General features: G+C 48.8%; 19 protein-coding genes. 2 read left to right on the forward strand and 17 right to left on the reverse strand.

The window, feature by feature from the left end; genetic code table 11:
• Positions 1–14: 14 nt before the first annotated feature.
• From DQG23_RS09810 to DQG23_RS09825, 4 genes are all read right to left on the reverse strand, one after another.
• Positions 15–563, reverse strand: coding sequence for a biotin transporter BioY (locus tag DQG23_RS09810; protein ID WP_113030805.1), 549 nt, complete (start codon positions 561–563; stop codon positions 15–17).
• 486 nt (positions 564–1,049) lie between these two features.
• Complete coding sequence (locus DQG23_RS09815; protein WP_113030645.1) at positions 1,050–2,717, reverse strand: DUF6138 family protein; 1,668 nt, start codon at positions 2,715–2,717, stop codon at positions 1,050–1,052.
• 505 nt (positions 2,718–3,222) lie between these two features.
• Entirely contained in the window at positions 3,223–3,963 is a 741-nt protein-coding gene (locus tag DQG23_RS09820) for a hypothetical protein (RefSeq protein WP_113030646.1), read from the reverse strand.
• Positions 3,960–4,682: a hypothetical protein gene (locus DQG23_RS09825; protein ID WP_113030647.1), complete on the reverse strand. Its 723-nt coding sequence runs from the start codon at positions 4,680–4,682 to the stop codon at positions 3,960–3,962. The genes DQG23_RS09820 and DQG23_RS09825 overlap by 4 nt, the downstream gene beginning before the upstream one ends.
• Positions 4,683–5,146: 464 nt before the next feature.
• On the opposite strand from DQG23_RS09825, the gene DQG23_RS09830 reads away from it, so the two are divergent.
• Positions 5,147–5,950 carry a helix-turn-helix transcriptional regulator gene (locus DQG23_RS09830; RefSeq protein ID WP_113030648.1) on the forward strand — a complete coding sequence of 268 codons (804 nt, stop codon included), beginning with the start codon at positions 5,147–5,149 and terminating at the stop codon, positions 5,948–5,950.
• A 16-nt stretch (positions 5,951–5,966) separates the two neighbouring features.
• Here DQG23_RS09830 and DQG23_RS09835 read toward each other — a convergent pair whose 3' ends face one another.
• From DQG23_RS09835 to DQG23_RS09845, 4 genes are all read right to left on the reverse strand, one after another.
• A complete protein-coding gene (locus DQG23_RS09835) occupies positions 5,967–6,356 on the reverse strand; it encodes a VOC family protein (RefSeq protein ID WP_113030649.1) in 390 nt (129 codons plus the stop codon).
• A gap of 138 nt (positions 6,357–6,494) precedes the next feature.
• Positions 6,495–6,626, reverse strand: coding sequence for a hypothetical protein (locus DQG23_RS43405; RefSeq protein WP_272949039.1), 132 nt, complete (start codon positions 6,624–6,626; stop codon positions 6,495–6,497).
• Between the two features lie 176 nt (positions 6,627–6,802).
• Positions 6,803–8,389, reverse strand: a complete 1,587-nt coding sequence (locus DQG23_RS09840; RefSeq protein ID WP_113030650.1) for a stalk domain-containing protein — start codon at positions 8,387–8,389, stop codon at positions 6,803–6,805.
• A 69-nt stretch (positions 8,390–8,458) separates the two neighbouring features.
• Positions 8,459–9,541, reverse strand: coding sequence for a stalk domain-containing protein (locus DQG23_RS09845; protein ID WP_158560376.1), 1,083 nt, complete (start codon positions 9,539–9,541; stop codon positions 8,459–8,461).
• 503 nt (positions 9,542–10,044) lie between these two features.
• Here DQG23_RS09845 and DQG23_RS09850 point away from each other — a divergent pair.
• Positions 10,045–10,239: a PLDc N-terminal domain-containing protein gene (locus tag DQG23_RS09850; protein ID WP_113030652.1), complete on the forward strand. Its 195-nt coding sequence runs from the start codon at positions 10,045–10,047 to the stop codon at positions 10,237–10,239.
• Between the two features lie 1,072 nt (positions 10,240–11,311).
• Here the strand turns inward: DQG23_RS09850 and DQG23_RS09860 are convergent.
• From DQG23_RS09860 to DQG23_RS09900, 9 genes are all read right to left on the reverse strand, one after another.
• Positions 11,312–12,178, reverse strand: a complete 867-nt coding sequence (locus tag DQG23_RS09860) for an SDR family oxidoreductase (RefSeq protein WP_113030654.1) — start codon at positions 12,176–12,178, stop codon at positions 11,312–11,314.
• Positions 12,175–12,684: a hypothetical protein gene (locus DQG23_RS09865; protein WP_192894571.1), complete on the reverse strand. Its 510-nt coding sequence runs from the start codon at positions 12,682–12,684 to the stop codon at positions 12,175–12,177. The genes DQG23_RS09860 and DQG23_RS09865 overlap by 4 nt, the downstream gene beginning before the upstream one ends.
• Before the next feature lie 105 nt (positions 12,685–12,789).
• A complete protein-coding gene (locus DQG23_RS09870) occupies positions 12,790–13,359 on the reverse strand; it encodes a MarR family winged helix-turn-helix transcriptional regulator (protein WP_113030655.1) in 570 nt (189 codons plus the stop codon).
• 284 nt (positions 13,360–13,643) lie between these two features.
• Entirely contained in the window at positions 13,644–15,566 is a 1,923-nt protein-coding gene (locus tag DQG23_RS09875; protein WP_238177823.1) for an FtsX-like permease family protein, read from the reverse strand.
• Positions 15,544–16,329 (reverse strand): ABC transporter ATP-binding protein, encoded by a 786-nt coding sequence (locus tag DQG23_RS09880; RefSeq protein WP_113030657.1) that lies wholly within the window; start codon positions 16,327–16,329, stop codon positions 15,544–15,546. The genes DQG23_RS09875 and DQG23_RS09880 overlap by 23 nt, the downstream gene beginning before the upstream one ends.
• Positions 16,330–16,473: 144 nt before the next feature.
• Positions 16,474–17,496 (reverse strand): sensor histidine kinase, encoded by a 1,023-nt coding sequence (locus DQG23_RS09885; protein WP_238177824.1) that lies wholly within the window; start codon positions 17,494–17,496, stop codon positions 16,474–16,476.
• Between the two features lie 12 nt (positions 17,497–17,508).
• Positions 17,509–18,192 (reverse strand): response regulator transcription factor, encoded by a 684-nt coding sequence (locus DQG23_RS09890; RefSeq protein ID WP_192894579.1) that lies wholly within the window; start codon positions 18,190–18,192, stop codon positions 17,509–17,511.
• 161 nt (positions 18,193–18,353) lie between these two features.
• Positions 18,354–20,459 (reverse strand): serine hydrolase domain-containing protein, encoded by a 2,106-nt coding sequence (locus tag DQG23_RS09895; RefSeq protein WP_113030658.1) that lies wholly within the window; start codon positions 20,457–20,459, stop codon positions 18,354–18,356.
• Between the two features lie 303 nt (positions 20,460–20,762).
• Positions 20,763–26,489 (reverse strand): DUF4962 domain-containing protein, encoded by a 5,727-nt coding sequence (locus DQG23_RS09900; RefSeq protein ID WP_146762275.1) that lies wholly within the window; start codon positions 26,487–26,489, stop codon positions 20,763–20,765.
• Positions 26,490–26,514 lie beyond the last annotated feature (25 nt).

Raw genomic sequence — 26,514 nt, forward strand, 5'->3', positions numbered from 1 at the left:
ATTTTTCTTGTGAACTATTGCGCCTTCTCCTCTATAGGACTGATAGTTTTCAGCTGGAATGCCACCGCCGCTGCTATAATCGCTTTCATAATATCGCCCGGTAGATAAACAGCCGAGCTGATTAGTGCTGCCCAGATGGATGTATGCGTAACAAGTGCCATAACCGGAGCTCCAATCAGGCTGACTAGGAGCACGCCAAACAGGATATTAATTGTAACCAGCTTCCAAAGCCTGAGCTTGGGCCAGATCTTTTCTACTGTGTATCCAATCAGAAATGCGGCGATCGGCCAGCTAAATATGTACCCTGAAGACGGTCCAATAAGTACAGCCATGCCCCCGCGCCCCCCTGACAATATCGGCAAACCCAGCGCAACCAGGATGATAAACAAGATTAAGCTCACAGCGGCGGTCCTCTTTCCTAAAAAACAGCCTGCAAGCATAACGCCAAGAGTCTGTGCAGTCACAGGGACAGGAATAAAACCTAACGGAATCGGTGGAATCATTCCTAGTACAGCCATGAATGCAGCAAACAATGCAGCGAATACGATTTCCTTTGTCTTCAATTGTGTTCTCACTTGGCTACCTCCGATTTGTACCTGTAAGGGATGTATTCGAATGATGTAAAATGCTCCCTATCATTGATCTACTTGAGTCGGATCAAATAGATGCAGATGCATTATAGTCTTATCCATTCTCAATTGTCAACCAAAATAATCAGTACAGGTTAACAATTGAATAAACTTTTCATTGGCCATTTATTCGTGAGGAGAACCGCATTGTCCTTAGCAAAAGCCCCCTTTCCTTGGCAGCTGTTCGAGCATGTGAATCATCCCGTTTAACCCGCGGTATTCCTCTCTGAAGCCGTAAAGATTGTAGTGGGCAATATATCCGCAATATTGGTGCAGAAACTACACGGAAATAAAAAATCCCCGCTTGAATAAGCGTGGATTCATTGAATACCAATATTGCGAAGTCTCCGTTCTGTTCGTTTCAAAGCGTCTTGAGCGATTTGATGCACCCGATCGTTCGGGACGTTGCGGATACCCAGTTTATAAACGCTCCAGCAGCCTCAATAAAAGCCCCTTGCGCGGCTCCTGCGCCTTGCGGGCTAATGCAGCCAGCTTCTCCTTCTTGCCCCAGATCGGGTACAGCACCCGCTCAACCTCGTAATCCGGCAAGGGTTCTACATGCTGCAGCAGCATCGACAGCTTGTCTTCGCTTTCCAGCTCCTGTTGGAGCTTCTTAAGCTTTAGCGAATCGTGGGAACGACGCAGGCAGGCGACCACGGCGGGAAGCGAACGCTCCGTTACGCCGTTGGTTTCGGCAAAAACGGCTGTGAACTTATCATGCGCCAACTGATGCTCGTCATCCACTAGGGCCATGTAAGCTTCCACGAGCGGAAAGAACCGCTCATCCGTAAGACCCAGCCCGAATACGGCATAACTGCCCGGCATGACGCTGCTTTCGCCTTCCGTGTCGCCGTACCATTCATACTCCTCCATGGCTTCGCGAGCGTATTCCTCCAATAACGGATGCAGCTCGGAGTACGCCAGCGCATTCGCGAAGAAACGGTGCGTGTCCGATTTGGCAAGCCCCTTGACAGGCAGCGCTTCTCTTCTGCTTGATTTCAGCTTGATTTTGTAGCTTTTAGGGAAGTCCTTTCGGAGCAGGGAGAGAATAAACGTAATCGCCCGTTCATAGGCCTCCGCTTCTTCCTTGCGGATAACGATCGCAATGAGAGCAAAAACATCGTTCGCTTGGCATTCTACGAGCTCATGCCGCATTTGGACATCCTCTTGCGGGAAGCTCCCGCTGCCCTCCTTCAGCATGCGCCCGGCTTTGCCGCTGCCAAGCTGCGCGGCCAGTTCCAGAAACGTTTGGCCTTTGCTTTTGCTGTAGCTCGGCTCGTAACGAAGAATCATCACGGCGCCGTACAACAACAGATCGATAGGCTGATTCGGCTCTTCTTTGTTCTCCAGAGCGGCACCCGGTTTGATCGCATACTCGTTGCCCCTGTATTCCGACCGAACGACATCGTAGTAACGCGGCAGGAAAACCTCCTCCGACCAGCCGGTCAAGGCTTGTATGATGTCGCGCCGATGCTCGGCCAGCGCTTGCGTCCGTCCTTTATTCAGCTCCTGAATCCGGTCGAATAAAGCAATCGTCCTAGCGGTATCCGGTTCAGGAAATAAATGCGGGTCCAGCAGATGACGCGTCAAAAAGAAGGTTTCCAACGGCTTTGTCGGGTAAGCGCCTTTTTCCAGTTTGTTCTCGATATAGGATTGAATCCGCTCCAGAAGCTGTCGTTTCTTCTCTTCGCAGACGATTTCCAGCACCGTTACTTTCACAGGCCCGTCTGCCGCGGCGAAGGTTCCCTCCATAGTAAACCGGTAATCGATCAACAGCGACGTCTTCAGCTTGTCCAGCTTCTCCTTCACCATTTCGGCAAGCAGAGGCCGAACCGCATGCAAAATCTCTTCTCGCGTAAAAGGAGAAGCCTTCATCGTCTTGCCGTCCGCATCATGCCATCCAAAGTGCAAACCGTCAACGATGGTCCTGCCCGGCCGATAATCCAGCTCAACGCCGTTAAATAGGCCCGCTTGTAGCGTGGTACGCTTGACCGCTGCCTCTGCATCCTTGCGGTTTTCCTGCTCGTCAAACCATTCCCGGATCGCCGTTTTCATTTCCTCCAGCGCTTCTTCCTGCATGGTGTTCATCGTCTCCCGCCTTTCTGCGCAGTCCGTGGGCTGATCTCGCCGCATCCGTCAACGCCTCGCATCTATCTATTAAAATATCTTTTAACGGTGTGTTACCTATTATTGTACTCACCGGCACGCTCTTGAAACAATGAGTCTAACGTCCGGTTATCGGGATGAAAACGCCCCATGTTCTGCCAAACGCAGCCCTCGGGCATCAAGACCTCGGAGCGCGAGGATATTGGCGAAGCGGTATGGCAGCTACGCCGGTCCGCCATTCCATCCTCTTTTCCCATCGCTTAAATTCCTTATCTTCATTCCATATTACATTACCACGGTGTTTCAAACGGTGATGATCTGCTTCAACGAATGTATCTAGATCTGAGATGACGTAGATATACAGGCTGGTGACAAAAACATCCCGTTCTAGTCAAATTGGTGGGGCTTTAATTGGAAGTATGCTGGCAGGCAACGCTGGTGCTATTATTGGTTTCGCTCTGACCGGTCATTAATCAACCTCTATGAATCATTGTGGCTTCTCCAAATCCGTCTCGTTCATAATCATCATAAACTCCGTATCCTCATCGCCGCTTTTGGAGGAGCCGCTGCGCGGAGGGGCATCTTCGGCGTAGACGGGAAGATACCCAACATACAGCATGGATGGGCGGAAATAGAACTGCGAGAATATATTGTCCATGAAATCGACGGCAGGCGCCTTGTTGAGCTTGTCGTCCTCTCGCATGATGCCTGCCCATTCCTCTGGAAACGGCATCGCTCCGTACGGATGCTCCGTTACGTTGACGAGCTCTTCCATTTGCACGCGCGGTACATAATAATTCACTCGGTCCGACATACCGGCATTTCGATCCCGAATGAGGTAGAAGCGGAATTCCTTCACTTTCTCAAGAGGATTGTTATTCCATACCACATAACGGCCGGATGGATCCGATTGATCGGTGACTCTTACCTCCGGCCTTCCGCTCATGTCCACCCTGGTCACGCTCCACTTCCGCTTCTCCCATTTTAGGAATCCCATTCCGTGAATGCCTTGACTGGATATAAAAGGGACAAAAACATGTTCTTCGGCCAGCCTAACCCTGTCGAGCAGGACTGCCGCGTCGGCTTCCGAGTCGTACTCGTTTAACGCCGCTGTGATTTCGTCCTCACTCGGAAGCGGTCCCGGCTTACCGTCATAGGTACGGAAGAAGACGATCACCGCAGCCGCGATTATAAGGATTAGGACTATCAACAGTCTTCTTCCTCTCATTCTTCTACCTCCCTATTCAACATCGGCGTCTCAGAACGGTAGTAGTAATAACGATCCTTTGTAGCGAGCAATAATCCCTTTCCGTCCGCTTCCAAGTAAGCGGCGGCATGCAGACCGCTCCCCCAGCGAGCTTCTGCTCCGACCAGCGCATAAGGGAACCGTTCTTGCTGATAATGAGCGCCGTCCTCGCGTATCGATTCATAATGCCATTCCAGCGTACCCGACATATCGGCAGCCTTCACCTCTGCCAGCGAGCTCGCGAACAGCTCTTCTTCGAAGGTTGCCTCCCTCGCTGACGGATGAATGGAAACGAGCTTCGCTTCCTCCAGATTGGCCAAGTAAGTGGAAGGATCATTTCGGTCGTATAAGGAACCGTGTATGAATCCGGCAAGCAGAGCCGTCGCCAGAAACAAGTAGTTTGCCGCGAAGCCAATCCAAGCAAATTTGCGATAGTCCGGCCAGGACCGATTTCGTAGAAATAGATACAGAACCCAGAGGCCAAGCGGCAATAATGCGATATTCACGATTTGTCCGAACAAAGGGATTTTGAATGAAAACGAAAATAAGCCGGCGAGTGCCACCAGAAGCATCTTCCAGATAGGGAGCTTCGTCTCTTGCTTTCGGCGTTGGCGAATCAGCAGACCGATCACTGCGAGCCAACCAAGCAATCCCGCCGCCAGATCCACCACATTCCAGGAATAAAGCCAGTCAAATTGCATGCCATCACCTCGAGTTCTCTAGATGTTCTCGTAGAAAAAAGCAGCCTCCGTTCGGATAGCGAATCGAAGGGCTAGCCCCGGCTCGAATACCGAGCCTCTCTATTCACTGTAACACACCTAATTTGGAAAGGTCATCCTTTTCATTCATGAAGGATGGGCTGACCGCTAGAGCAGAAGTCGCGTTCCGTTCGATTGCATCGCTTTGCAGGAGGATTTAAGGTCCTAACAGCAACTTATTGCGGCTAGTGTTGATTATTAGCTAAAAGAAAACCACCTTGATGAAAGGTGGTTAATTAAGCTATCGTTCTCCGTTAGTTTAACAGCTGCCGATCCGTCACAGTAAGGTATCATGCTCATATTATTTTGCTGGGGCGTCTTTCATTTCCATAAATAAAACGCCTGACTGTTATGTTATAATATTCGTAATAATCCCCCTAAACTGTTTTATCCTGGAGAGATTCCTGATGCAATCGAAACTCGGCAAACCCGTCGGACTGTTAAATGTAAATAAGGAAAACCCCAAATTTTCAGTTTCTCTTCACTCGCCCTCCGCCGATGTAGCCCATTTTATCGAACATTACTGGGTCGTCCGCTGGGATCTTCGAGGGCAAGAACCGCATCTTCAGGAAAACTTGCCTCATCCCTCCGTTCATCTTGTTTTTGAAAAAAACAACTCCCGGATTGTAGGAGTTATGAAGGGGAGATTTTCCGTTCTTCTCCGGGAACAAGGTACAGTCTTCGGCGTCAAATTCCGACCCGGGGCCTATTATCCTTTTCTGAAGAATCCCGTTTCAGAAATAACAAACCGTATGGTACCGTTCCGGGAAGCCTTCGGAATAAGCAGTCAGGCATTGGAACAACAGCTTTTTGCTCAGGAAACAGTGGAACAGATGATTCCTCTTGTAGAATTTTTTATTCGGGAATGGCTACCTGAACCCGATATTCATGTCGATTATATCCATACGATCATCCAATGTGTCATTTCCGATAGAAGCATCGTCAAAGTTGACGATATTGTAAACCGCTTCTCCATTCCAATGAGACAGCTTCAACTGTTATTCCGTCAGTATGTGGGGATCAGCCCCAAATGGATTATTCAACGCTACCGACTTCATGAAGCGGTAGAAAAAATGACCAACAGGAAAATTCCCAATTGGTCAAAACTTGCTCTGGATCTTGGCTATTACGATCAAGCCCATTTCATTAAAGATTTCAAATCCATCGTTGGAAAATCTCCAGAAGAATACACCAAGTTACTGGGTGAATAAATCCTCGTAAGCTCCATTAAAGCGGATGTTTGTATAGCTCAATCACATTGCCATCGGGATCCTTTAAATGTACGACTCTGGCATTCCATTCCTTTCGATCATGAGGCTCGTTAAGAAATAATACCCCTTTATGTTTCAAACCGACGTAAGCCTCATCGACTTGATCCACCGCAAAACTGAGTAGAAATTTCGATTGCGACTCCACGTCGTTTGACAGATTTTTTTCGCCAATCACTTCGGATATTTGATGACGGGAAAAGATTTCGATTTTGGTTTCGCCGGTATTAAACGATGCGAACTGCATCCCCTCAGCGTACGTTCCTAAAGGAAATTCCATCACGTCTCTATAAAACACAACACACTTATGAAAATCATTGGTCATCAATCGGATTTGCGTTAGTTTCATTGTTTCACTACCTCTCTCTACAGAATGGAATTACACAGATGGTACAAGGTTTTCCTACGCCCAATGTAACAAAATCACAAAATCCTGTATTGTAAAAACACGAAAACGTTAGTTGAACGACATAACTAACTATTCTATTCAATCTGCTTCATCAATCTCATATTCTCCATCGAGAATACGGTCTATAAATACACTTGGGGACTTATTGAATTTTTTCCAATCTGCATCATGAAGTATAATTAAATTCTGGTGTTCAACTTCTTTAATCACTTTTGTTCTCTCTTCACCCCTCCTATTTTTCATCAAGGAGGTCAGATGAAATCCGCTGCGGTAAAAATGACCATTTGTTTCAGAATTAATTGAAAAAAAATTGAACACTGAATGATTCACTAAATGCATAAATATACAATAATCATTTGGGCTAACTGCAGATTCCCGATAAAGGTTTATTGATCAATATTGATTGACGAGTTTTCTCCATTCCAACTTACCTTTTTTCCAATCGACTCACCAATAAATCGAAGTGGAACATATGTTGAATCATCATTTATCAAAGGGGCAACGTCTAGTTTTTGTGGTTGACCGTTTACATAAGCTGTCATTTCACCAATGATCAATTGAATAGTCAACCCTTCTTTTGAGCCGGTTACCGTTTTTGAAATTTGATCCCATTCAACTTTTAGACCAAAAGATTCGAATAAGGATCTAAAAGGGACAAGTACGGTTCCTTCGACATTAATGGGATCGGATGTGACTGGAAGGCTAATATTATCTTTATAGACTTGAATTTGTTTTTTGCCAAAACTAACAAGACCGATATCATGATTTGTAGAATAAATATTCCCGTTTGCCCCAATTAAAACATTTGTTATTTTAGACCAAAACCCATTTCTTAAAAATACAAAGATTTCCTCCCCAGAGCTATTTAAAGCAATAATATTACCTGCATCCGTTGAGAAGTAGACATTTCCTGCTTTATCTGTAACCGGCTCTCTGAAGAAACCAAGACCATTTTTCTCTGAATCTCTGAGCTTATACTCCCAAATTTTTGCGCCGCTGCTGGTAATTTTTCGAAATCCCTCCCAATTGATAAAGTAATATCCACCTTCTCCATCGAAAGGAACACCTGCCGACTTTACATCCATTAAATCAATATTTTTCGACAAATCAACGATGCTGCCGTTTTGACCATTCAAAGCATGTAGTCCGTTTTCAATTAATATATACAATAGACCTTGATCGGAGAAATATGGATGAAAGCCTAAGTGCTTAGTAACAAAAGGTAATGGCTTCGTCCGCCATCGTTCTATACCTGTAGAATCAATTGAGATTACCTCGCCAAATGCGGAGTCTACATAAATATTGCTGTGCGAATCCAAGTAGATACTTACACTATGAGAAGTGTGCGAAATGTCATTCGGTTTAGAACTTGTTATCGATTTATTGACCCAATTTACATCTCCATTGGAATTTCGAGAAACTAATCCTTCATTTGAAAAGTAAATCAAATTCCCACGCGCGTCACCGGCAAACTGGCTGTCAAAATCACTATAAATATCACTGGACTGAAGCTTCCACTTTACCTTTCCTTCGGGCGTTAATGCATAAATCGATGATAGCCCATTTTCTGTATAATGATCAGAGCTGTGAGCATAGATTGTCCCGTCTTGTCCCACTACCAAATAAATAACGGAATTTTTTATTCCCATGTCCAAATGAATATTCCATTTTTCTTTACCATTAGGAAAAACTGCGCGCACAACATTTTTTGAATCTGATGTATATAGTATTCCTGTTGCATCCTGTACAAGTCCAAACATGAGGGGATTATCGATTTTCCATTTAACCTCATAGTTCTCTGGGTTAAGAATTTTCGGTTGCGGTCGCTTCGGAGGAGTCTCCGTAAATGTCCAATCTAATTCAAATCCCATGTCTTCGGGTAAGTAGGTAGAGGATTGGGCAAAAGCAAGATTTGAGATTCTTAAGAAACTACTCAGAACCAAAATGCTTATTAGGATTTTACAAATTTTCATGTGTGAATGGTTCCTCTCCCTTTACTATTTATATAGATGTGATATTCCAGAATGTATATTTGTTGCAAATTATCCTTTTGATTTGATATTGATTATTGAGTTTACTTCATCCCATTCCACTGTCGTCCCCAAAATTTCGGTTATGAACCTCAGTGGTACCATAGTTGTATTTTGGTACAACTGCGGCTTTACTTCAAAATACAAATCTCTATCGTTCACTGTTACTTTTCTAGAGCCGATTGTAAATCTCACTTTAGTGGTACCACTGTCCGCAGTTATAGTACTTGTTTTTTCATCCCATCCCACACTAACACCAAGTAGTTCGAAAATCTTCCTCATCGGAACCATCGTCCGATCGTATGAAAGTATAGGTGCTACATCGAAATTTGGGTTTTCTCCGTTTACTTTAATGATACTTTTGGAGATATAATCGGGCGGGATATCGATTTCTACTCCGCGAGCTTTTAAACGCTCAAGTACTACCTCCCCGTGAGCATCCATAGGCAGGTTTTTTACATATAAAGTATTTAAGCTTGTGATTTTTTCTAATGGTGTTAAATCAGAGACCTCCGTATCACTAATATTCAATGAATTAATAGGTTGATTTTCTAACGGAGTCAGGTCAGTTATTGAGGTATTCGCCAGGTTGAGTTTATGAATGTTTTGAACTTGACTTAACACTGAAATATCTTTTAAATATGGATTGCTTTCCAAAGATAAGCTGCCAAGCCTTAGTCCCCTGAGTGCGCTAATATCAACAATATTATTAAAATCTAGTCCAAGACTTCTAAGTTTTTTGAGATTAGAAATAGGAGTAATATCTGTTATTTCGTTATGATTTAGACTTAGAAACCATAAATTATTCAGGTTACGCAAAGGTGTGAGATCGGAAACTTCGTTATACTGAATCAAAAACTGACTTAGATTACTTGCATTCTCCAGGCCGTTCAGAGATTTAATATCATAGTCTTTATAAATTAATAGATAATTTAAGTCAGTCAAATTTTGTACGGTTAGTTCTGACACCTCTAATTTATTTTTAATGGCCGATTCTAAGTTGGCATCTTCAATTAGCGAATCCTTAGCCATTGTAAACGAGGGCAGTATTAAACAAGCGGTAATGATTAACGAAACAGTTGTTTTTAATTTCACGTTTTCGCCCCCCATAAGTGTGCATAACGGCTTTTTCAATATTAATTGGACCATTGTAAATCTTTCTATGAATTTTGAATTGAATGCAGTATATAATTATTCGCTTAACATTTCCAATCCCCTTTTTAGGAAGCGTCTTCCTTTAAATCCCGAAGATAGGAAATAGAAAAGAGAAAGAAAAACGGCTCAAAACCGAAATCAGTACTTGACTGACCCGGATGGTTATTGAGCGCCGCCTGTGTAAAGAGATGAACCCCTGTGGGCTAGCCGCTGGATGTGAATTTTCATATTCATTTGGGCTATCTCTCCTCGCATTTAGCGCGTCTGTCCTGGAATCAAGCACTAAAAAAAGAAAAAGAAAAAGAAAAGAAAAAAAGAGTTAAAATCTTGAAATGCTGCTTTTACTTGAGTTTTCATTTATTCTCTCCTTAGAATAAATTTTCGATTGCAACCTTCCAGATGATTCCATCGTATTAGATACAAATGAAATCGAGGTGATCTAAATGATAATTTCATTATTTGGAGTTCTTTTCTTCCTATTATTTTTCTTTGTACTTCATATCGCTCTTTGCGTTTGGGGATACCGCGATAGTATTAGAAGAGGGAAAAGCAGCGAATTTGCAATTATCGTTTTGGTTGGATTGTTGTTTTTCCCAATCGTCGGACTCATTGTTTATTTGATAATTCGAAACGATTAGGCTGATTACTTGGCAGCCTTTTTTTCTTTGTTCTCCTACCGTTTCTTGACCGTATACTCCTCGATTGTGATCCAGGCACCGAATTTCTTACAGTAGTCATCACGACGAGTGGCGGGAATTCCGGAAAGCTGGCGCCGAAAATCTTCAGAAAATAGAAATGTGTGGCGTCAAAATTAGTGAGAAAATAGCTGCGGAAAACCTTGATTTATCAAGGGCCATTTTCAGAGTTAGTGAGAACGACATTCCCCCGAACGGTGTTGTATTAGCCTGATTTTCACTATTGATGAGAATATCCTCCAAAGCCAAAATGTATATTTATTCACGAGATGAATAATCATAAATACTCCCTTCTAAGCACCTCTTCCGTTTAAAACAAACAAAAAAAATGCTTACCATTGGAAAACCAACGGTAAACATTTTATTACAAATCCATATTAGATCCGGCCAGAAAACAAGGCTAGTATAAAATCCCATTGATTAAATTAGAAGTTAGAAAAAATCTATAATTCTTTAAAACCTCGAACTTGAGTCCAAATCCAAAGAGGACGATTACAACAACCATAACTCTCAACCATCCGAGTAATAAATCGAAGAATTGAGCCGTTTTCCAAATAACTAGAATTACTGATCGCAATCTTGAGAGAAAATTAGCTAATCACAACAAGCTTATATCCTAATCCATCAAACCTTTCAAATATTAGCATCGAATGAAAAAGGGCTGTTCTTGTTGTCAAAAGCCGTATAAGCTCACCATCATCAATTAAATGCCGTATTAGAATCGAATAGCCAGAGGCTCTTGCTCCAAACGCACCGAATCCGCCCGCAAGAGGCATAAATTTTCTCCTTTCGATATTCGATGGGATAGAACAGCGATAAAATTAAAGATGACCGCAGCAACCGCAGCCTTCCTTAATTGATCCAGCTAAAGAAGCTAAGATTGAAAATATATTAGTCGTACAGTTATGGTAGCGGTATGACGCGAACCGGAATAGCTTTAATCGCAAAAACCGCCTAAAGGCTGCGTCAGCCGATTCAGACGGTTTGGTTTGGAGAACGCACTATTTACAGATGCCTACCGAAATATTTCCGCATTCTCTTGCAGAAATCCGTCCAGCGTCCGGGGCTGTTTGCCGAGCAAACGCGTGACGTCGTCCGTCGGGCTTTCTGGCACCAAAGTAGACATCGTCTGAATTTCCACAATGTGGTTTGCTAGCCATGGTGGCATGTGCCCTCGCTCGATCAGATTGCGAAGCATCTCTTGAGGCTCAACGTTTATATAGCGAATCGTCTTGCCTAGCAAGGCGGATAGCTTATCCGCGATCTGCGGATAGCTGTAGATCTCCGATCCGGTAAGCGTATAAATACGTCCGGCCGCCTCCCGGTTGGTCAGAACCTCTGCGGCAACGTCCGCGATATCCCGGCAATCGATGAAATTGCAAGGCGCATCGCCCATGACTCCGAAGAAAGCACCTTGAGCTGTAATCGTCGGTACATGGCGCAGCAAGTTTTGCATGAACGCATAGGGACGCAATACGGTGCGAGTCAAACCGGACTCGTCCAAAAACGATTCGATATTGCGATGCCAGCCGGCGACTGCCACTGGCGAACGTTCCTCGAAGGCTGGACTGGATATTTTGACGATATGCTCGATGCCGGCTTCGGCGGCAAGGCAAATGATCGAGGTTTCCATTTCGGCCTGTCTCGGGCTGTTGGACATGGCCAAGAAGAGCTGCTTCGCTCCGGCAAACGCGCGGCGCAGCGATTCGGGATCGGCGGCATCGGCCGCTGCCACCTCGATCGTGGGCTTACCTCCATCTCCGAGCCGGTCGCGCAGCTTCTCCGGTTCTCTGCTTAGCGCTCGAGCGGGCACCCCAAGATCTGCAATACGTTTCAAAAGTTCGCCCCCAATCATACCAGTTGCTCCAATAATCGCTATCATCTTCTATCTCCTCCGTTTAATGTGTAATTTTCTTCGAACACCTTGCGCCAACGCCATGTCATGATCGAGCTTGCGATCGTGCCGGATAACGGAAAATCGATCCAGACGCGATCAAACCAAATCGAATAGTCGCTCAAACCAATCATATCCGGCACTCTGTTCGTCACCCATGCGGCAAAAAAGCCGAGTGAAGCGCAGACTAGCGCGAACATGACAACGACTAGCAAACGAGGCGGCTCAACAAACCATCGTTTGCTCCTCCCGCGTTTACGCAGCCAAAGTCCCAACAGCCATGCGATCAGCACGGACGTTCCCCCAATCGTGGTCAATGCCGCGATCTGAAGGCTCCTGTCGCCCGTGATCAGTCCCCCGATGCCTGCCATGACGGCGGGCGAGACATAGGCCATCAGCACTTCGCGCCATAGCACAAAACCTTTCTCTTCGGAACCAGCCGATGCAAGGGCATAAGCAGGATCCGTTTTGTGCGAATGCTTCACATTGCTCATGTTGTCACCTCTTTCGTCCATGATGTGTTGCAGCTGTTTATATCGCCATATAATTAGCCGCCTAACCATATGGCGATAAATAAGGGCTAGCATGACTAGCCCGTTTTACCCTTTCTGTATGCTTCCCTTTCCCTTAGATGCGACCGGATCGTCGGTCAATGCCGAAATGCCTTGCGTCACCCGGCCTAGCAGATCGAGAAACACACTCCGCTCCTCGACCGTAAGCAAGCCGACCATGGCTTCCAGTCTCTCGAAGTGCTCCAAAGCCATGTCGCGAAGTTTGCTCGCTCCATTCTCCGTTAAGATGACCGATTTCTGACGGCCGTCCGCCGAACTGGTTCGGCGCGATATGTAACCGTCCCGTTCGAGATTGTCGATAAGCCCCGTCACGGTAGCGCGCGTTACGCCAAGATGCTCCGCCAATTGCGAGGGCAGCTCTTCGCCCTGATGATCTTCAAGATCCGCCAATAAACGATACCGCCCCGTTGATAAACCGAATCTGGAAAAATGAATCTCCGCGGCATGTTCAAGCTTGGCTCCGGCGGCCATCAGCCTAGACGCGACGAGTACGGCTTGTGCATCGACGTTCAACCCGTAGCGTTCAATCTGACGTTTCGTTTGGACAAGTGAAGGAACAGCATGATTATCCGTCATTACGTTTTTATCGTTTGCCATGTATGTAGTATGGCGCCTAATCACTTTTGTGTCAACACATTTTTTCGCTGCCATCGCCGATCCCGGTTTCCGACAGCCAGTCGGGAGAAATCCAACCTCTATCATACATAGTAAGCATTCGTTCCTTGCCTATACTTCGCACGCAGGAAAGGAAAACGCTATTGAGTTATTCACCAATCCCGACCGCTCCACGCTTGAAGTTTTTTTAGCAAATCAGCTCTTCCTGTTTTCTCATCCTAACTATCTTTCACTTTCCCATGTTAAGGTAGAGAACCGCCAACCTGCTACAGCGCCAACCTCACAATACGGCGATAATAACCTACAGTGAGAGCGGCAAACACGAAATAGACGAGCGTGTATATCGCCATAGCAATAACTACGGGAAATGTGATGTCCGACAACGTCAGCGCGGAGGCTGCTTTTACGGCAAAGATGGAATGGACAAGCCCGATCGCCAGCGGAATCGCGAACACAAACAGCTGTTTACGGATAATGCCGCCCATTATCTCACGCTCGCCGAATCCGAGCTGCCGCAGAATCGTATAGCTTTTCCTCTCCTGCTCCGCCTCTGTCATCTGCTTGAAATACAGAATGCTGCCTGTCGCGATTAAGAAAATAAGACCGAGAAAACCTGCTATGAAAATGATCAGCCCGAATTTTCGAAGCGACTCTTTATAATACGCGTAGAAGTCAGGCCTGAACTCATCTGCCTTGACATATTTCTTATAGAAACCGGATGCCGCTGCGCGCTCGCTCTTAACCGCAATCCGGTAGGTATCAATGAGTAAGGCTTCCTGTTCGGGGGAAGCAGACATCTGCTCGCGAATCGCATGCAGCGTCGCCTTCGGTACGACCAGTTGACTGCCGTTCACGCTGTAGTTCATCGCATAGCGATCAATGCCTTTGGTCACATGGATGTTGAGGCGACCCCCACTTGCTCCAAAATCGACCGCTTGAGGAAAAGCAGCCATTTCCGACTCCTTGCTTAAAGCTTTCTTCTGGCCTTTGTACCAGACGGCCTCGCCTTGCAAAGGCATGACTACATCGGCACCGCTCGCCTGCAGTTGTTCTGCTGCGAGCAGTAAGATGCTGCGTCCCTCCTCCATCCCTTTGCCGAAAGCGCCTGTCAGCCGAACGGCCTCGACAGGTTGATGAACAAACGAAATTCCGGCCTTCTCCAGCTCGACACGAAATGACTTCGCATCGCGCTCATTATTTTCAAAGATGAAATCGTAGGGCAGCATAGCCCGGGACTCGCTCTCGGCCGAATAGTAAAGCGAATAAGCGATTGCCACCATGGTCAGCGTCATCGCGGACAAAATCGTAATCAGCGTGAGAGAGTTCGCATTCGCTTTCATCCGATGCATGATCGGGGCCAGCGACAAACTGTTATTCAATCCGAGTTGTCCGTTCTTGCTCCTTCGAACCTGGTAGAGCAGCCAGCCTATCGTTACGCGAAACAGCAGATAGGTTCCGAGAATGGTCGAGGCGAGTATGGTCAGCAAATGCGCGAACAGATCCTGGCCGGGCGTTTTGCCGGAAAGCAGATAGCCGGTTGCGATCAACGCAATGCCGAGCAGCCCCATCATAGCGGACAAGGCCGCTTTGGGCTGTTTCGGATGCTCGCCCTGCCGATCCGCCTTGAACAGCTCGAGAAGCGTGGTGCTGTAAACTTTGACCAGCATTTGGATCAAGGTTAGGCCGATGAGTACGGCAAACACATTGGCGGTTTGAATGGCAGCCGAGCTGGAGAACGAGAGGGTGATGACGCTTTCGATACCGATCAATTTCATCAGAATGAGCAAAAAAAGCCGCGACACGAGCGCACCGGCGCCAATCCCGATTAGAAGCGCCCCCATCCCAAGGAACACATTCTCGGCAATGAGCAGAAGCCCCACTTCTCTGCGCGACAGGCCTACCAGCTGATAGAGACCGATTTCCCTGCTGCGCCGTTTGAGAAATATGCTGTTTGCATAAATCATGAATATGACCGCAATCGCAAGCAGCAAAATCCCTGACGCTTTAAACAACGAAGCGAATTGTACGTCTCCGAATGTCGCCGCCATAATGGAAGAATCGTTCTGCAAGGTAGCAAACACGAAGTAAAGGGTTGCACTCAAAATAAGCGCGAAAAAATACAGATAGTAATGTTTCATGTTTTTCCGCATACTGCGAATAACCAGCTCAAACAGTGACAACGTGGTCACCTCCGAGCACGGCCTGCACATTCATGATCTCTTTGAAGAAAGCTTGCCGCGTCTTGCTGCCGCGATATAATTCGGAATACAGCATACCGTCCTTCAAAAACACGACGCGGCTGCAATAGCTCGAGGCTACCGGATCGTGAGTCACCATCATAATGGTGATGCTGCGCTGCCGGTTAAGCTCCTCCATCATGCCGAGCAGCGCGGAGGCTGCCTTCGAATCCAGCGCGCCAGTCGGCTCATCCGCAAATACGATAGAGGGCCGGTGGATTAGTGCGCGTGCCGCAGACGTCCGCTGCCGCTGACCGCCGGAAATTTCATGCGGATATTTATGGGCAATCTCCAAAATACCGAGATCTGAAGCAATTGTATGAAATTCGGCTTCCGCCGCTTGCTTCTTCATCTTACCGAGCGAAACGGGCAGCAGAATGTTCTCTTTTACGGTCAACGTGTCCAGCAAATTGTAATCCTGAAAAATAAAACCGAGCTTGTCGCGCCGGAAAATGGACAGTTCCGCGTTGTTCATATTCGAAATGTCCGCATCTTCGACTACTATTTGTCCTTCCGTCGCTTTATCGATTGTCGCCAGGACATTGATGAGCGTAGACTTCCCCGACCCGGACGGCCCCATAATGCCGACAAATTCCCCTTCCGTTACGCGTAGGTCGATGCCCTTCAGCACCTGCTGAACATTGCCCCTGACACCAAACGATTTACGGACTTGCTGCGCATGCAGCACGGTTTTTTGCTTATTGTTTGGATTCATCTCTATAGCCTCCCGCTCTGATCTACCGTTCATTTTAGAGAAAAAGGTCTTGCCCGTCGCTCGCATCGGATGACAAGCAGGAGGTTGTACGTGACAATTTTGTCATTTTGAATGGATTTGAACACATTGCCCCCTGCATGACCGTCATGCCCGGACAGCTTCGAACGCATTACGTACCGTAAAGGTCATCTCCATCTCCGTTCCAGCGTGCAGCACCGACTTTACCGTCAAGCCAATCCCGATTTTGAGCGCAACAGTCCGTGCCAAATAAAGCCCCAGCCCGGTCGCCGCATTTTGCAATCTTCCGTTTCCCCCGGTAAATCCTTTATCGAAAATACGCGGCAAGTCGTGCTCGGCAATGCCCGGCCCTTCATCTTTAATCGTTATTCGGACATGGCCTTCAGGCGCGACTGTCGTCGACAGAAGGATCATCCCGCCCTCCGGACTATATTTCACCGCATTCGTGAGCAGCTGCCGGATGATGAACCGGCACCATTTCCGGTCCGTTCTAACGAAAGCCTCTTCCCCTTCAAACTCGACGGCTATATTTTTGTCCACGCACCAGGAAGCCAGCTCTCGCACCTCCAAGGCGGCAAGCTGCTGAATCCCGGCCTCTTCCAGCACGAAATCCGCCTCCAGCGACGGCATTCGTGAAATGTACAGCTGCTGGTCGATGAGCAGATGAATCCGCAGCCAGTCCATTTCCATTTTGCGCAGCGCCGGATTGCTCCTATGGGTATCTATCGTTAATTTCATTGCGGTCAGCGGCGTTTTCACTTCGTGCACCCAGGCGGCAATATAGTCCTCCTCCACCGTTCGGGCGGCACGGCTATCCGAAAGTTTACGCCGATACCAGCGACCCGCTGCCCGCAAGAGCCGATTGGTTGTTTCTTCGTGGTAAAAATGGGCAGGCGGCAAAGTTTCCACCCAATCTTCCTCTATCTCTTCAGCCAGATCCGTAAGCAGGCGCGCATATTTCATTTCTTTGCGAAAGCGGCACCCAAGAAAGACGGCCATGGACAGAATGAGCAGCGAGTTTAAATACAGCATCGAAACGGCTTGGATGGCAATGCCATTGTCGATCCAGATCAGTAAATCCACAAATAACAGGGAAAGCAGGTAGAAAACAATCCAGCTTTTCCTGTCAGCCAAATAGCGGAACAACAAGTCATTTCCCCCTTATAACGTAGCCGCCATATAGCCAAGCCCTTTCTTCGTTACAATGGCCTCTTCCAGCTGGAAAACCGTAAGCTTTTGGCGCAGCCGGGTAATATTCGCCGTCAGCGTATTGTCGTTGACGAAACGTTCATCATCCCACAGCCTGCGGATGAGATCGTGGCGAGAGATCACGGTATCCTTCGCCTTGACGAGCGCAACAAGTATAAAGAACTCGTTCTTGGTTAAAATCACGTCCTGTCCATCTTTACGGATCAGACCGCGCTTCATATCGATAATGGAACCGTTCCATTCGATTAGATCGGTTGCTTCCTCCCCGTAAGCATACGCCCGGCGAAGAATCGCCTGAATTTGGGCCAGCAGCACGTCCATGTGGAACGGCTTTTGAATATAGTCGTCCGCCCCCATATTCATCGCCATCACCATATCCAGAGGATGATCGCGCGAAGACAGGAAGAGAATCGGCACTTTCGACACCGCTCGAATTTCCCGGCACCAGTGAAAACCGTCGTACATCGGGAGCTGGATATCGATAATGACCAGTTGGGGCTGTACGTGAACGAAAGCGCTCATCACATCGTCATACCGCTCCGGTCCCATGACGCGAAACGACCATTGCTCCAATCTCTCCTTCAAAGAACGAAAAATAGCGGCATCGTCTTCGATTATAAAAATGTTCATATCCATAATGGCTAAATCCCTTCCCTCGATTGTTGCGCCAATGCGGAACAGCTCGCAATCCATCTATCGATTTCTCCATCATATCATTCCGGGCTTCCATACAAAAAGGGGCGGCAAATCATCGCCGCCCCTGATCAAGCCTGTGCTATTTCACAAAATGATTGCCCTTATTCCGGAAGCAGCATTCTGAACAGCAGCGCCGCCAGCTCTTGCTTGTTCAGCGCCCGTTGCGAGCCGTAGTCGATCGTACCGTTCGATTCGGTCACCTCCGGCCCGTGCAGCTTCCATTTCACTGCGGAACTGACGGCTTCGACTGCCCATTCCGACGTGCCGGGTGCCAGAGCAGCCGTAGAATCCGGCATCCTGATCCCCGTTCCTGCCAGCAAGCGGAACACGATAGCGGCTGCTTCTTCGCGAAGAATCGGACGGTCCGGTTCGAACGAGTCGTCCCCCGTCCCGTTCAGCATGCCGGCCTCGACAGCGGCTTGAATGTCTCCACGGTACGGAGAATGTTCAATGTCCTGAAAGGAGGACGGATTTGCGGATGCGGGAATGCTCCATATCTTGTTGAAAGCATGGATGAACGCTCCGCGGGTGACGGCTTCTTGAGGTTGAAACGGCTTTGTCGCATCGTCCGACAAGAAACCGAGAGACTTCAGACCGAAAATGTAGCCGGCATACGGATGACCTGCCGTTACATCCGGGAAGCTTTGCTGAACGTCCGGTATTTTGGCCGCATAGCTGAATAAATTAAAGTACTTCAGATAGCTGATGCGACCGTCTTCATCCTTCTTGAATGCAAGTGGCTTGCCCTGTTCATCCACGAACAGCAGATCGTCGACCTGCTTCAGTTGGTGACGGCTGGAAACATCGCTCACCAAAAGGGTGCCGTCGCCTGTCGCTTCCACCTTTGTCAGCAGTTTGATCCGCAAATCCGAATACAAGCCTTCGAACTTGGCGAGAACTTCTTTGGGCTGCGGCTTAAAGCCCTCCTTTCCAAATGTCGCATGACGACCGGCATAATAATGATCCATAAATGCGGTAAACAGGTCGTTTCGCAAATCCTGATTGGCATTATAAGAAACGAAGACACCCGTTTTGCGGTCGGGCAGCAGCCATAAGAGCGAACTGAAGCCAAGAATATCGCCGCCTTTGGAGATGACACCTTCACCGTTCGTATGGGACGGATCCACAGGCGATTCAAAGCCGTACGTCATATCCGGCAAATCCGGATGGATGAAGATGCGGTAGGTCGACATCGCCTTCACCGATCCCGGCGAAAGGATCGCCGTGCCGTCAGCCGTCCGACCTTCGTTCAGGAAAGCTTTCATAAACAGCGCCATATCGGAGGCTGTCGATACCATACTCCCCTCCGGCCACTCTCGCGGCGATAAATGGTACATTGGGATGGCGTCATTCGCCGGATTGTAAGAAGTCACCAGACGTCCAGCCAAATCCTTTGTCAAAGTAAAGCTGCTTGAAGACATGCCGAGCGGTTCGAACAGTTGCTTTTGTACATAGCTCCCGAAGGGCTCTCCGCTTGCTTGCTGGACGATGAATCCCAGCAGCCTCGACGCGAAATTATCGTACATGTATGACGTTCCCGGCTTGCGGACAACCGGCGGGAATACATCGAAAATGCTTTCTTTTAGCGAGACCGGCTTCTGGGAATCATCGGTCAAATAGTTGGCATCGGAAGGTTCCCGCACTTCAAAACCGGTCGTGTGCGTGAGCAGGTTCTCGATCGTAACCGGAGCATCGAAAGGATTCGTTACTTTGTAGCCGTCCAGATACTTTTCAATATTGTCCTGAAGCGAAATTTTCCCTTGATCGACGAGCTGCATAACGGCAGCCGCCGTGAACACTTTGGAGATGGAGGCGATCCGGAAGGCGGACCCGCTTGCGTCTACCGGCGACTTCGACGTTTGGTCGGTTACGCCATAGCCTTTGGAGACTAGCACGTTCCCTTCTTGAACCACGGATACCGCAACGGCGCCGGCTTTTTGCTTGATGGCATCTTGGGCAAAAAAAGCATCAAGAAACGCCTCGACTTCCTTGGCATCGCGCGGCCCGCTCGTAAAATCTTTGGAGGCCGCATTGTCCAGTAGCGCAAGGGCCGTGCTGCCGAAAGAGGCCAGCTGTTTAACGGCGTCAGTCGGATTCGGTTCCGGCTGCTGCTGCGCGTATACGCTTGCCTCCCCGGCGAGACTCAGCGTCAGCAGAGCGGTCAGGATGCCGTACGTGCGGCGGGTTCGTTTCTTATTCTTGTTCAACTAAAATCCTCTCCTTGCTTTCTTCTAAATTGAACTTGGACTGCCTGCAGCTGCATTCAGACCTAGTAAAGGGATAACCCAACCAGATTGAACAGGCCATTCGTACATACTTATTGTATGGTTTAGATCAGACACCGTCGTTCGATTCTGATGACAATCAAGAGGAGGAATGTTACATTCTTGTCACGTTCGGATAAGCTCAAATAAAAAAGGGAGATAAGACTCTTGTTTCACTCCCTTTGGATATACTGTGTTTCTGCTAGCGGTCGTAAGCGGTGAAGCCATGCCGACCCTATTTTCTTGTTACAAATTGGCTATAAAACGCGCATCCCGGAGCAAATAAGCGGCTGCCGCGTCGGCAATATGTTTGCCGCGCTGTGCTTCCACTTCATGAATGAACACCGCCAGCTTGCCATGCTGAAGCTTCTTCATCAAGCTGTTGGAAATACCGGCCCGATCGATCCAAGCGTTGTCCGTAAATAGCGTCACCAGCTCTTTCATGGAATCAAGATTGGCATAGGTCGTGAATGTCATCGTTACGCTTGCGGTATTCCCCGCCGTATCGGATGAAGTCACGACGAATGTGTGCATCCCCGGCGTCAGCGTGTAAAGCGGCAGTGGCGTTCCCCGCTTATAGGCATACGTATCCAGCGTAACTGTCGTCTTGCTGCCGTCGACACCGGACAAGTTATCGCTAAGCGTAACCTGAGGCGATAGTTCACCCGCATCGCTGAGCGTACTCCCGTTAACAAGACCGGCAACGGCGATAATCGGTGCGGTCGCATCGAGCCGGAGACTAATCGATCCTACCGCTTCCATGTTCCCGGCAAGGTCCGTCGACCGATAGCAGAACGTATATTGGCCGTTCTGGTCAAGTAGCACCGCATTCGAATAGCGAATCCATGTCGCGCCGCCGTCGAGGCTATATTCGGTCTTCTCCACACCGGTCAAGTTGTCGCTCGCCAGCAGACTCACGGTAATGGGGTAGGTATACCACCCATTCCCGCCGTCCGGCTGCGCCGGACTGAGTGATACGGCGGTCGCAGGAGCGGTTACATCGATCGTCACCTCGTGCGTGCCGATCGCTCCAGAGCCGTCGCCCGCGGCCGCGTTCACTTGAACGATCCCTTCCCGGGCGGCCGTAAGAAGACCGCTGCCGTCGATCGTCGCGGATTCGGTCGCCGTACCGTCAAGCCGGTAGACCGCCCATGTTACGCTTTTAGCGGTCGCATTGTCCGGCTTTACGACAGCGCTCATCTGCAGCGTGCCGCCGATCCGATTGAGCATGGAAGCCCCGTTCTCCCCGCTCACCGTAATGTCCGTGACGCGAACGAAGAGAACAAGCGCGTCGATCGCCGCCTGAAGGTTCGCCGCCGCTTCATCAACCTGCTGCTGGGTTGCGGAGGGATTGTCTCTTACCCCAACTGCGGCGGCAAGCGCCTCGCTCATGACCGCCCAAGTCGGAGCGGTATAGGCTTCGCGATGCAAAGACGGGGCCGCCTCGATCTTGGCCGACAAAACCGCTTTATCGGCCGCCGAATCGACTTTGACCAAGCCAAGCCAATCCAAATTCATTGACCCCTGAACGTCCCACATCTTGAGTGTAACAGGACCCTCAGGAAGATTCGTCCTGGTATGGACGATCCACGCTTTCCAATATTCCGGCTTCGTCCCCCAATCCGTGGTTGTCGGCGCTTCCGCCGAATAAAGCTGGGAGCCCAACTGAATTAAGCGCGTCGTCTTTCCGCTCGTTAAATCCCAGCCGCCAACGTATTTCATCACGAGATCGTATAGGCCGGCTTCAGGAACATACAGCTGATAGGTTATACTTTGCCCCGGATTGCCCCATCCGCTGACGCCTTTCCCGCCAGAGAGAAACGGACGCGTGCTGTACACGGATAATGCCCCGCCTTCGGTATCGCTATAACTTTCTGCTTCCGCAAAGACGTCCAAATTAGCTTTCACGGTATCGTAATCGTCCGTTGCGTCAGCCGGTGATTTGGCTCCCGAGCCTGCGCTGCGAAGCTTCAGGGTTCCGGTCGGGTTAGGCGCAATGATCTTGGCATTCGCTCCAAGAAACATTTGCGGTTTGGCACCGCCCAGTCCCTCGAAGAATATGCCGGACGGCGCCTCGAGAACCTCATAAAACCCTGCCGCATTCGTTAATGCTCCCCAAGCGGCAATGCCCCCGTTTCCGTCACCATAAGCGGACAGCGTTACGGTAGATGCTATGCCGTTAATCTCGACCGGCAAGGATACCGAAGGCATAGGTACCGGAGCCGGGACATGGCTCAAGCGCAGCTGGTGCTGGCCTGAATCGACATTGAGCGTTAAAGTGCCGGCCGATGAAACCCAATGTACACCGCGTGCATACACGGCCTCCGTGACGCTGCCGCCTTGCGGAATCGTGCTGTAGGACTCATCAAGAACCGTTGTAACGCCGGATTTGTGAAGCATGACTTGCGTGTCTTTCGTGCCGGTGATGGACAGCTCGTCGCCTGAGAGGGCAATGGTCGCCGTCTGCGTGCTGTCGATCAGCGTGACGCCGTGTCTGACCATCTTGGTGCCGCCTACCAACATGATCGAGTTGCCTTTGATCACAGCCGCAATGCCGTCGAATTGTATGCTTCCGGTATCGACCATACCGCTTTGCCCTTTACGAACGAAAACATCCGTTCCATCGTTGAAATGCAACATCCTGAAGGTGTCGTGATCTTCGGTGACGATGTTCTCCGGCGTTGAACCCACCTGGTAGGGTACATAAGTGGAAACGATCGTCGCATAATCCGTTTTGGGAGTTGTAAATCCGGCATGCTGCCGTACGCGCCCCAAAAACCTGCCATTAGAACCTGCGGACACTCCAGGAAACTGTTCGATACCGTTAGCATCGATGGCTTTGTCGGTTGTCGGTATCGCAGTCAGACCAGGATAATACAGATTTACCTTCAGCGCCGCTTTGTTCTGAACGATCGTGGCTTCGCTTTTTGGGGCATCCAGCGTCAATTTCGTATCGGCATGCAGCCAGTATTCAAAGCTGGAACCGCCAGGCTCCCGCGCTTTTAGATTATCGACGACCACGAAAGCGCCCGGCTTCACATAGATGACGCTTCGCTGAGCCTGATCCAGCCCAGTCTTACCCGAATCGGTATTATAGGCTGTTGTGGCGTCGCCGACTGCCGCGTCGAAATCTTTGTTCGTCGCAAAGCCCGTAATTTGCCCCGACGCCTTCATATCGAAATTTTTCTGGCCTTTTTTACCATCATACGTAATTGCATTTTTGGCAAAGGTTTGTCTGGTATACTGCTGATAATAGGCGCCCCCGTAATCATCGTAAAATCCGCCGTCTACCATAAGCTCCTCGCCAAACGCGTTGATGACCAGAGCGTTTTGATCGTTATGACTATGATTTAAGCTGCCGTAAGGGCTGGACTTGAAATAAGCCGATATCCGCTTCGGATCGTACAGACTGGAGTGCATGGCGACCCAACCGATATAATCGAAATACTTGGCCGTCGGCATCTCCACCGGCGGGCGTGCCGCCAAGCTGTTGTCGGCATATAAGTAGGTGAACAAGTTATTATCCGTTTGGTACGGATTCTTCTGCGCATACCATTGCATCCTTGAATCCTGAAATATCTGTGCGTTGCGAATCACACTTGCGTTGATATCAGCTGTAGACATGATATTAATGTCGTCGCCGAATACACCGCTTTTCTGGCCATACGGAAACACGTACATCGGGAACCAGGACTCGTTCCTTGTAAATGCTTTTTGATAGACATTAAAGCCCGTCGCCGAGTAGAGTACATCTATGAACCATTTGTCGCTGGTGGTGGACCACTGCCAGTAGCCTACTCCATTCCCCCAACCGCCGTCTTCTCCGCCCCAAGGCGGCATTAAATTAATGTAAGCCGGAACGACCAAACGAAACCATTCCTGCGCTTTCTGCGATACGAGGCTTCCGTTGATGACGATATTTTCGTGCAGAAGAGCGGTAGAAAGGATGCCTAAGTAAGCATAGACGGTCCAACCATGGGAATCGAAGGGCTTTGAAGAAATCGGGAAAGCGTCGTACAGAACATCGTCAGCCATCGTTTGAGTTCGATCCACAATCATCGTCAAAGCCGTTATCTTATCCTGCTCGCTAAGAAGATCGTAAATCCAGTCATACGTCATGGCGCTTTTCCGGGCAATATCCCTGTGTACTTGGTCATCGGCCGCATAAGTGGTGGCACCTGCTTGGGTTCTCCATGTGCTGATATTCAAAAGCCTCGATTTTGCATAGTTTCCATATGCGGAATCTCCGGTAATTAAATACACAAAGGCGGCGTTCATCATTCTATTCGTTTCCCTAACCGATCGCGTCAGAACGCTTTCTCTGGCAAGGTTGTCCGGATCCTGCGGACCGCTTATCGGAGGAATCGGCTTCGGTTCAGGCGGCGGCGGAAACAAATCTTTATCTCTCAGATCGATTTGGGACTTGCTATACACTTTATCGAAAGTTAACTTTCCGTCACCGTCCTTCCTGGCTCGGAATGCACTCAAATCATTGGTATTCGTCAGGATGCGCGGATGCGTGGCCGGTACGTCATTCAACAGTTGCGAAACAGGAGGCACAGGAAAGGGTACTGCATTCGCATCGATGCGGAATTTGCGAATATCGCTCCAACTCGACCAGCCTGCCGGCTTGTGAAACCTCACTCTCCAGAAATACGATTGACCGGCTGTAAACGTTTGCGGGAAATTATAATAGTTGTTGGCGATATCGTTCTTCCCGTAGGCAATGTTGTTAAAAGTGTTGTCTGTCGCTACCTGCAGTTCATATACATCGGCGCCCGCAATAAAAGGCCAGCCGAAATCCGGCGGATTCTGGGTCGTTACGAGATGATCGCCGGGTTGAAAGTGTCTGGTTTGGGCCGGATCAAGTCCGGTTGGCCATAAAAGCGACCCGGCAGGCGGCGTAGACGTTGGCGTGACAGTCGGGGTCGGGGTCGGTCCCGGCCCTGCATCGGCTGCTGCGAGCGTCACCTGATCGAAATAAACATCGGCTGTCCCGACCCCGGTCGTGGACAATTCCATCTGTACACCGGTCGTACCGACAGGCGGCACGGCAGACACCGATAAGGTTTTCCAACTGCCCGCCCCTGTTGTTTGCGCTTCCACAAATTGTTGGCCGGAGGAACCTATGAAGTGCATAATCAGAATCCCGTTGCCTGACAGCACAAGGGTATTGACGGTTGCCGTGTACGATTTACCGGATACAACAGGCGTTGCCGGACTCTTCACACTGTAAGCGTTCGTCGTGGAGCTATCGGTAATATGCAGCGACCTCGCACCGTGAGCCAAATAAGCAGAAGCGGTAACCGTCGCTATACTGGAAGACAGTCCATGATCGATCGCCGTCCAATCCGTCGGTCTTGTGCCTGCAACAGCTTCAAAGCTCGGATTGAGGAGCAACTCGGTTGTCTTCAAAGATACATCATCAAAGTAAGCGGTGCCGGTCACGGAAGAGCTCGGAATAACAAGGAGGACCCGCATATTCACGGTGTTGTAGGGCGGTATGTCGCTGACATCAAATGTCTGCCAGCCTGCAGCGGCGGCTTTCGTGATGCCTTTTTGCGAAATGAAAACATCGTTGACATCGAAATACCGGATAAGCAAGGTAGCCGCACCTGTTTCGACTTTCACTTTGACGCTGGCCTGGTAGGACGACCCTGGGGAATAAGGAATTTTCTGGCTTTCCACTGTTGCCGCATCAAGGGATGAATTGTCTGCGATCTTCATACTGCGTGCTCCTCCCGAAACCGGGTCGGTAACCCATCCATACGAAATATCGGCCCTCGGATATATTTTCCAGTTGTCAGGTGCACCATTGGCCCCCTGTTCGAAGCCGGGATTTACAACCAGCTCGGGCCCCATGACCGGATTGCTGCCGGCGGCGGCGAATGAAAAGGAAAACAAGTTCAGAATCAAACTAAATACCATTACGAATACCAAAGAAACAGCCGTGTCTCTAATCCTCTTTTTCAAATAGAACACACCTTTCTTTGTTTTG

Source organism: Paenibacillus contaminans, assembly GCF_003285015.1.
In the GTDB taxonomy this organism is placed as follows: domain Bacteria; phylum Bacillota; class Bacilli; order Paenibacillales; family NBRC-103111; genus Paenibacillus_V; species Paenibacillus_V contaminans.

Excerpts from the sequence above, each read along its gene's own strand:
- DQG23_RS09820 (WP_113030646.1), bottom strand. The coding sequence starts at position 3,963 with ATGAGAGGAAGAAGACTGTTGATAGTCCTAATCCTTATAATCGCGGCT.
- DQG23_RS09830 (WP_113030648.1), top strand. The coding sequence starts at position 5,147 with ATGCAATCGAAACTCGGCAAACCCGTCGGACTGTTAAATGTAAATAAG.
- DQG23_RS09835 (WP_113030649.1), bottom strand. The coding sequence starts at position 6,356 with ATGAAACTAACGCAAATCCGATTGATGACCAATGATTTTCATAAGTGT.
- DQG23_RS09890 (WP_192894579.1), bottom strand. The coding sequence starts at position 18,192 with ATGGATATGAACATTTTTATAATCGAAGACGATGCCGCTATTTTTCGT.
- DQG23_RS09880 (WP_113030657.1), bottom strand. The coding sequence starts at position 16,329 with ATGAATCCAAACAATAAGCAAAAAACCGTGCTGCATGCGCAGCAAGTC.
- DQG23_RS09865 (WP_192894571.1), bottom strand. The coding sequence starts at position 12,684 with ATGAGCAATGTGAAGCATTCGCACAAAACGGATCCTGCTTATGCCCTT.
- DQG23_RS09860 (WP_113030654.1), bottom strand. The coding sequence starts at position 12,178 with ATGATAGCGATTATTGGAGCAACTGGTATGATTGGGGGCGAACTTTTG.
- DQG23_RS09850 (WP_113030652.1), top strand. The coding sequence starts at position 10,045 with ATGATAATTTCATTATTTGGAGTTCTTTTCTTCCTATTATTTTTCTTT.
- DQG23_RS09815 (WP_113030645.1), bottom strand. The coding sequence starts at position 2,717 with ATGAACACCATGCAGGAAGAAGCGCTGGAGGAAATGAAAACGGCGATC.
- DQG23_RS09825 (WP_113030647.1), bottom strand. The coding sequence starts at position 4,682 with ATGCAATTTGACTGGCTTTATTCCTGGAATGTGGTGGATCTGGCGGCG.
- DQG23_RS09840 (WP_113030650.1), bottom strand. The coding sequence starts at position 8,389 with ATGAAAATTTGTAAAATCCTAATAAGCATTTTGGTTCTGAGTAGTTTC.
- DQG23_RS09870 (WP_113030655.1), bottom strand. The coding sequence starts at position 13,359 with ATGGCAAACGATAAAAACGTAATGACGGATAATCATGCTGTTCCTTCA.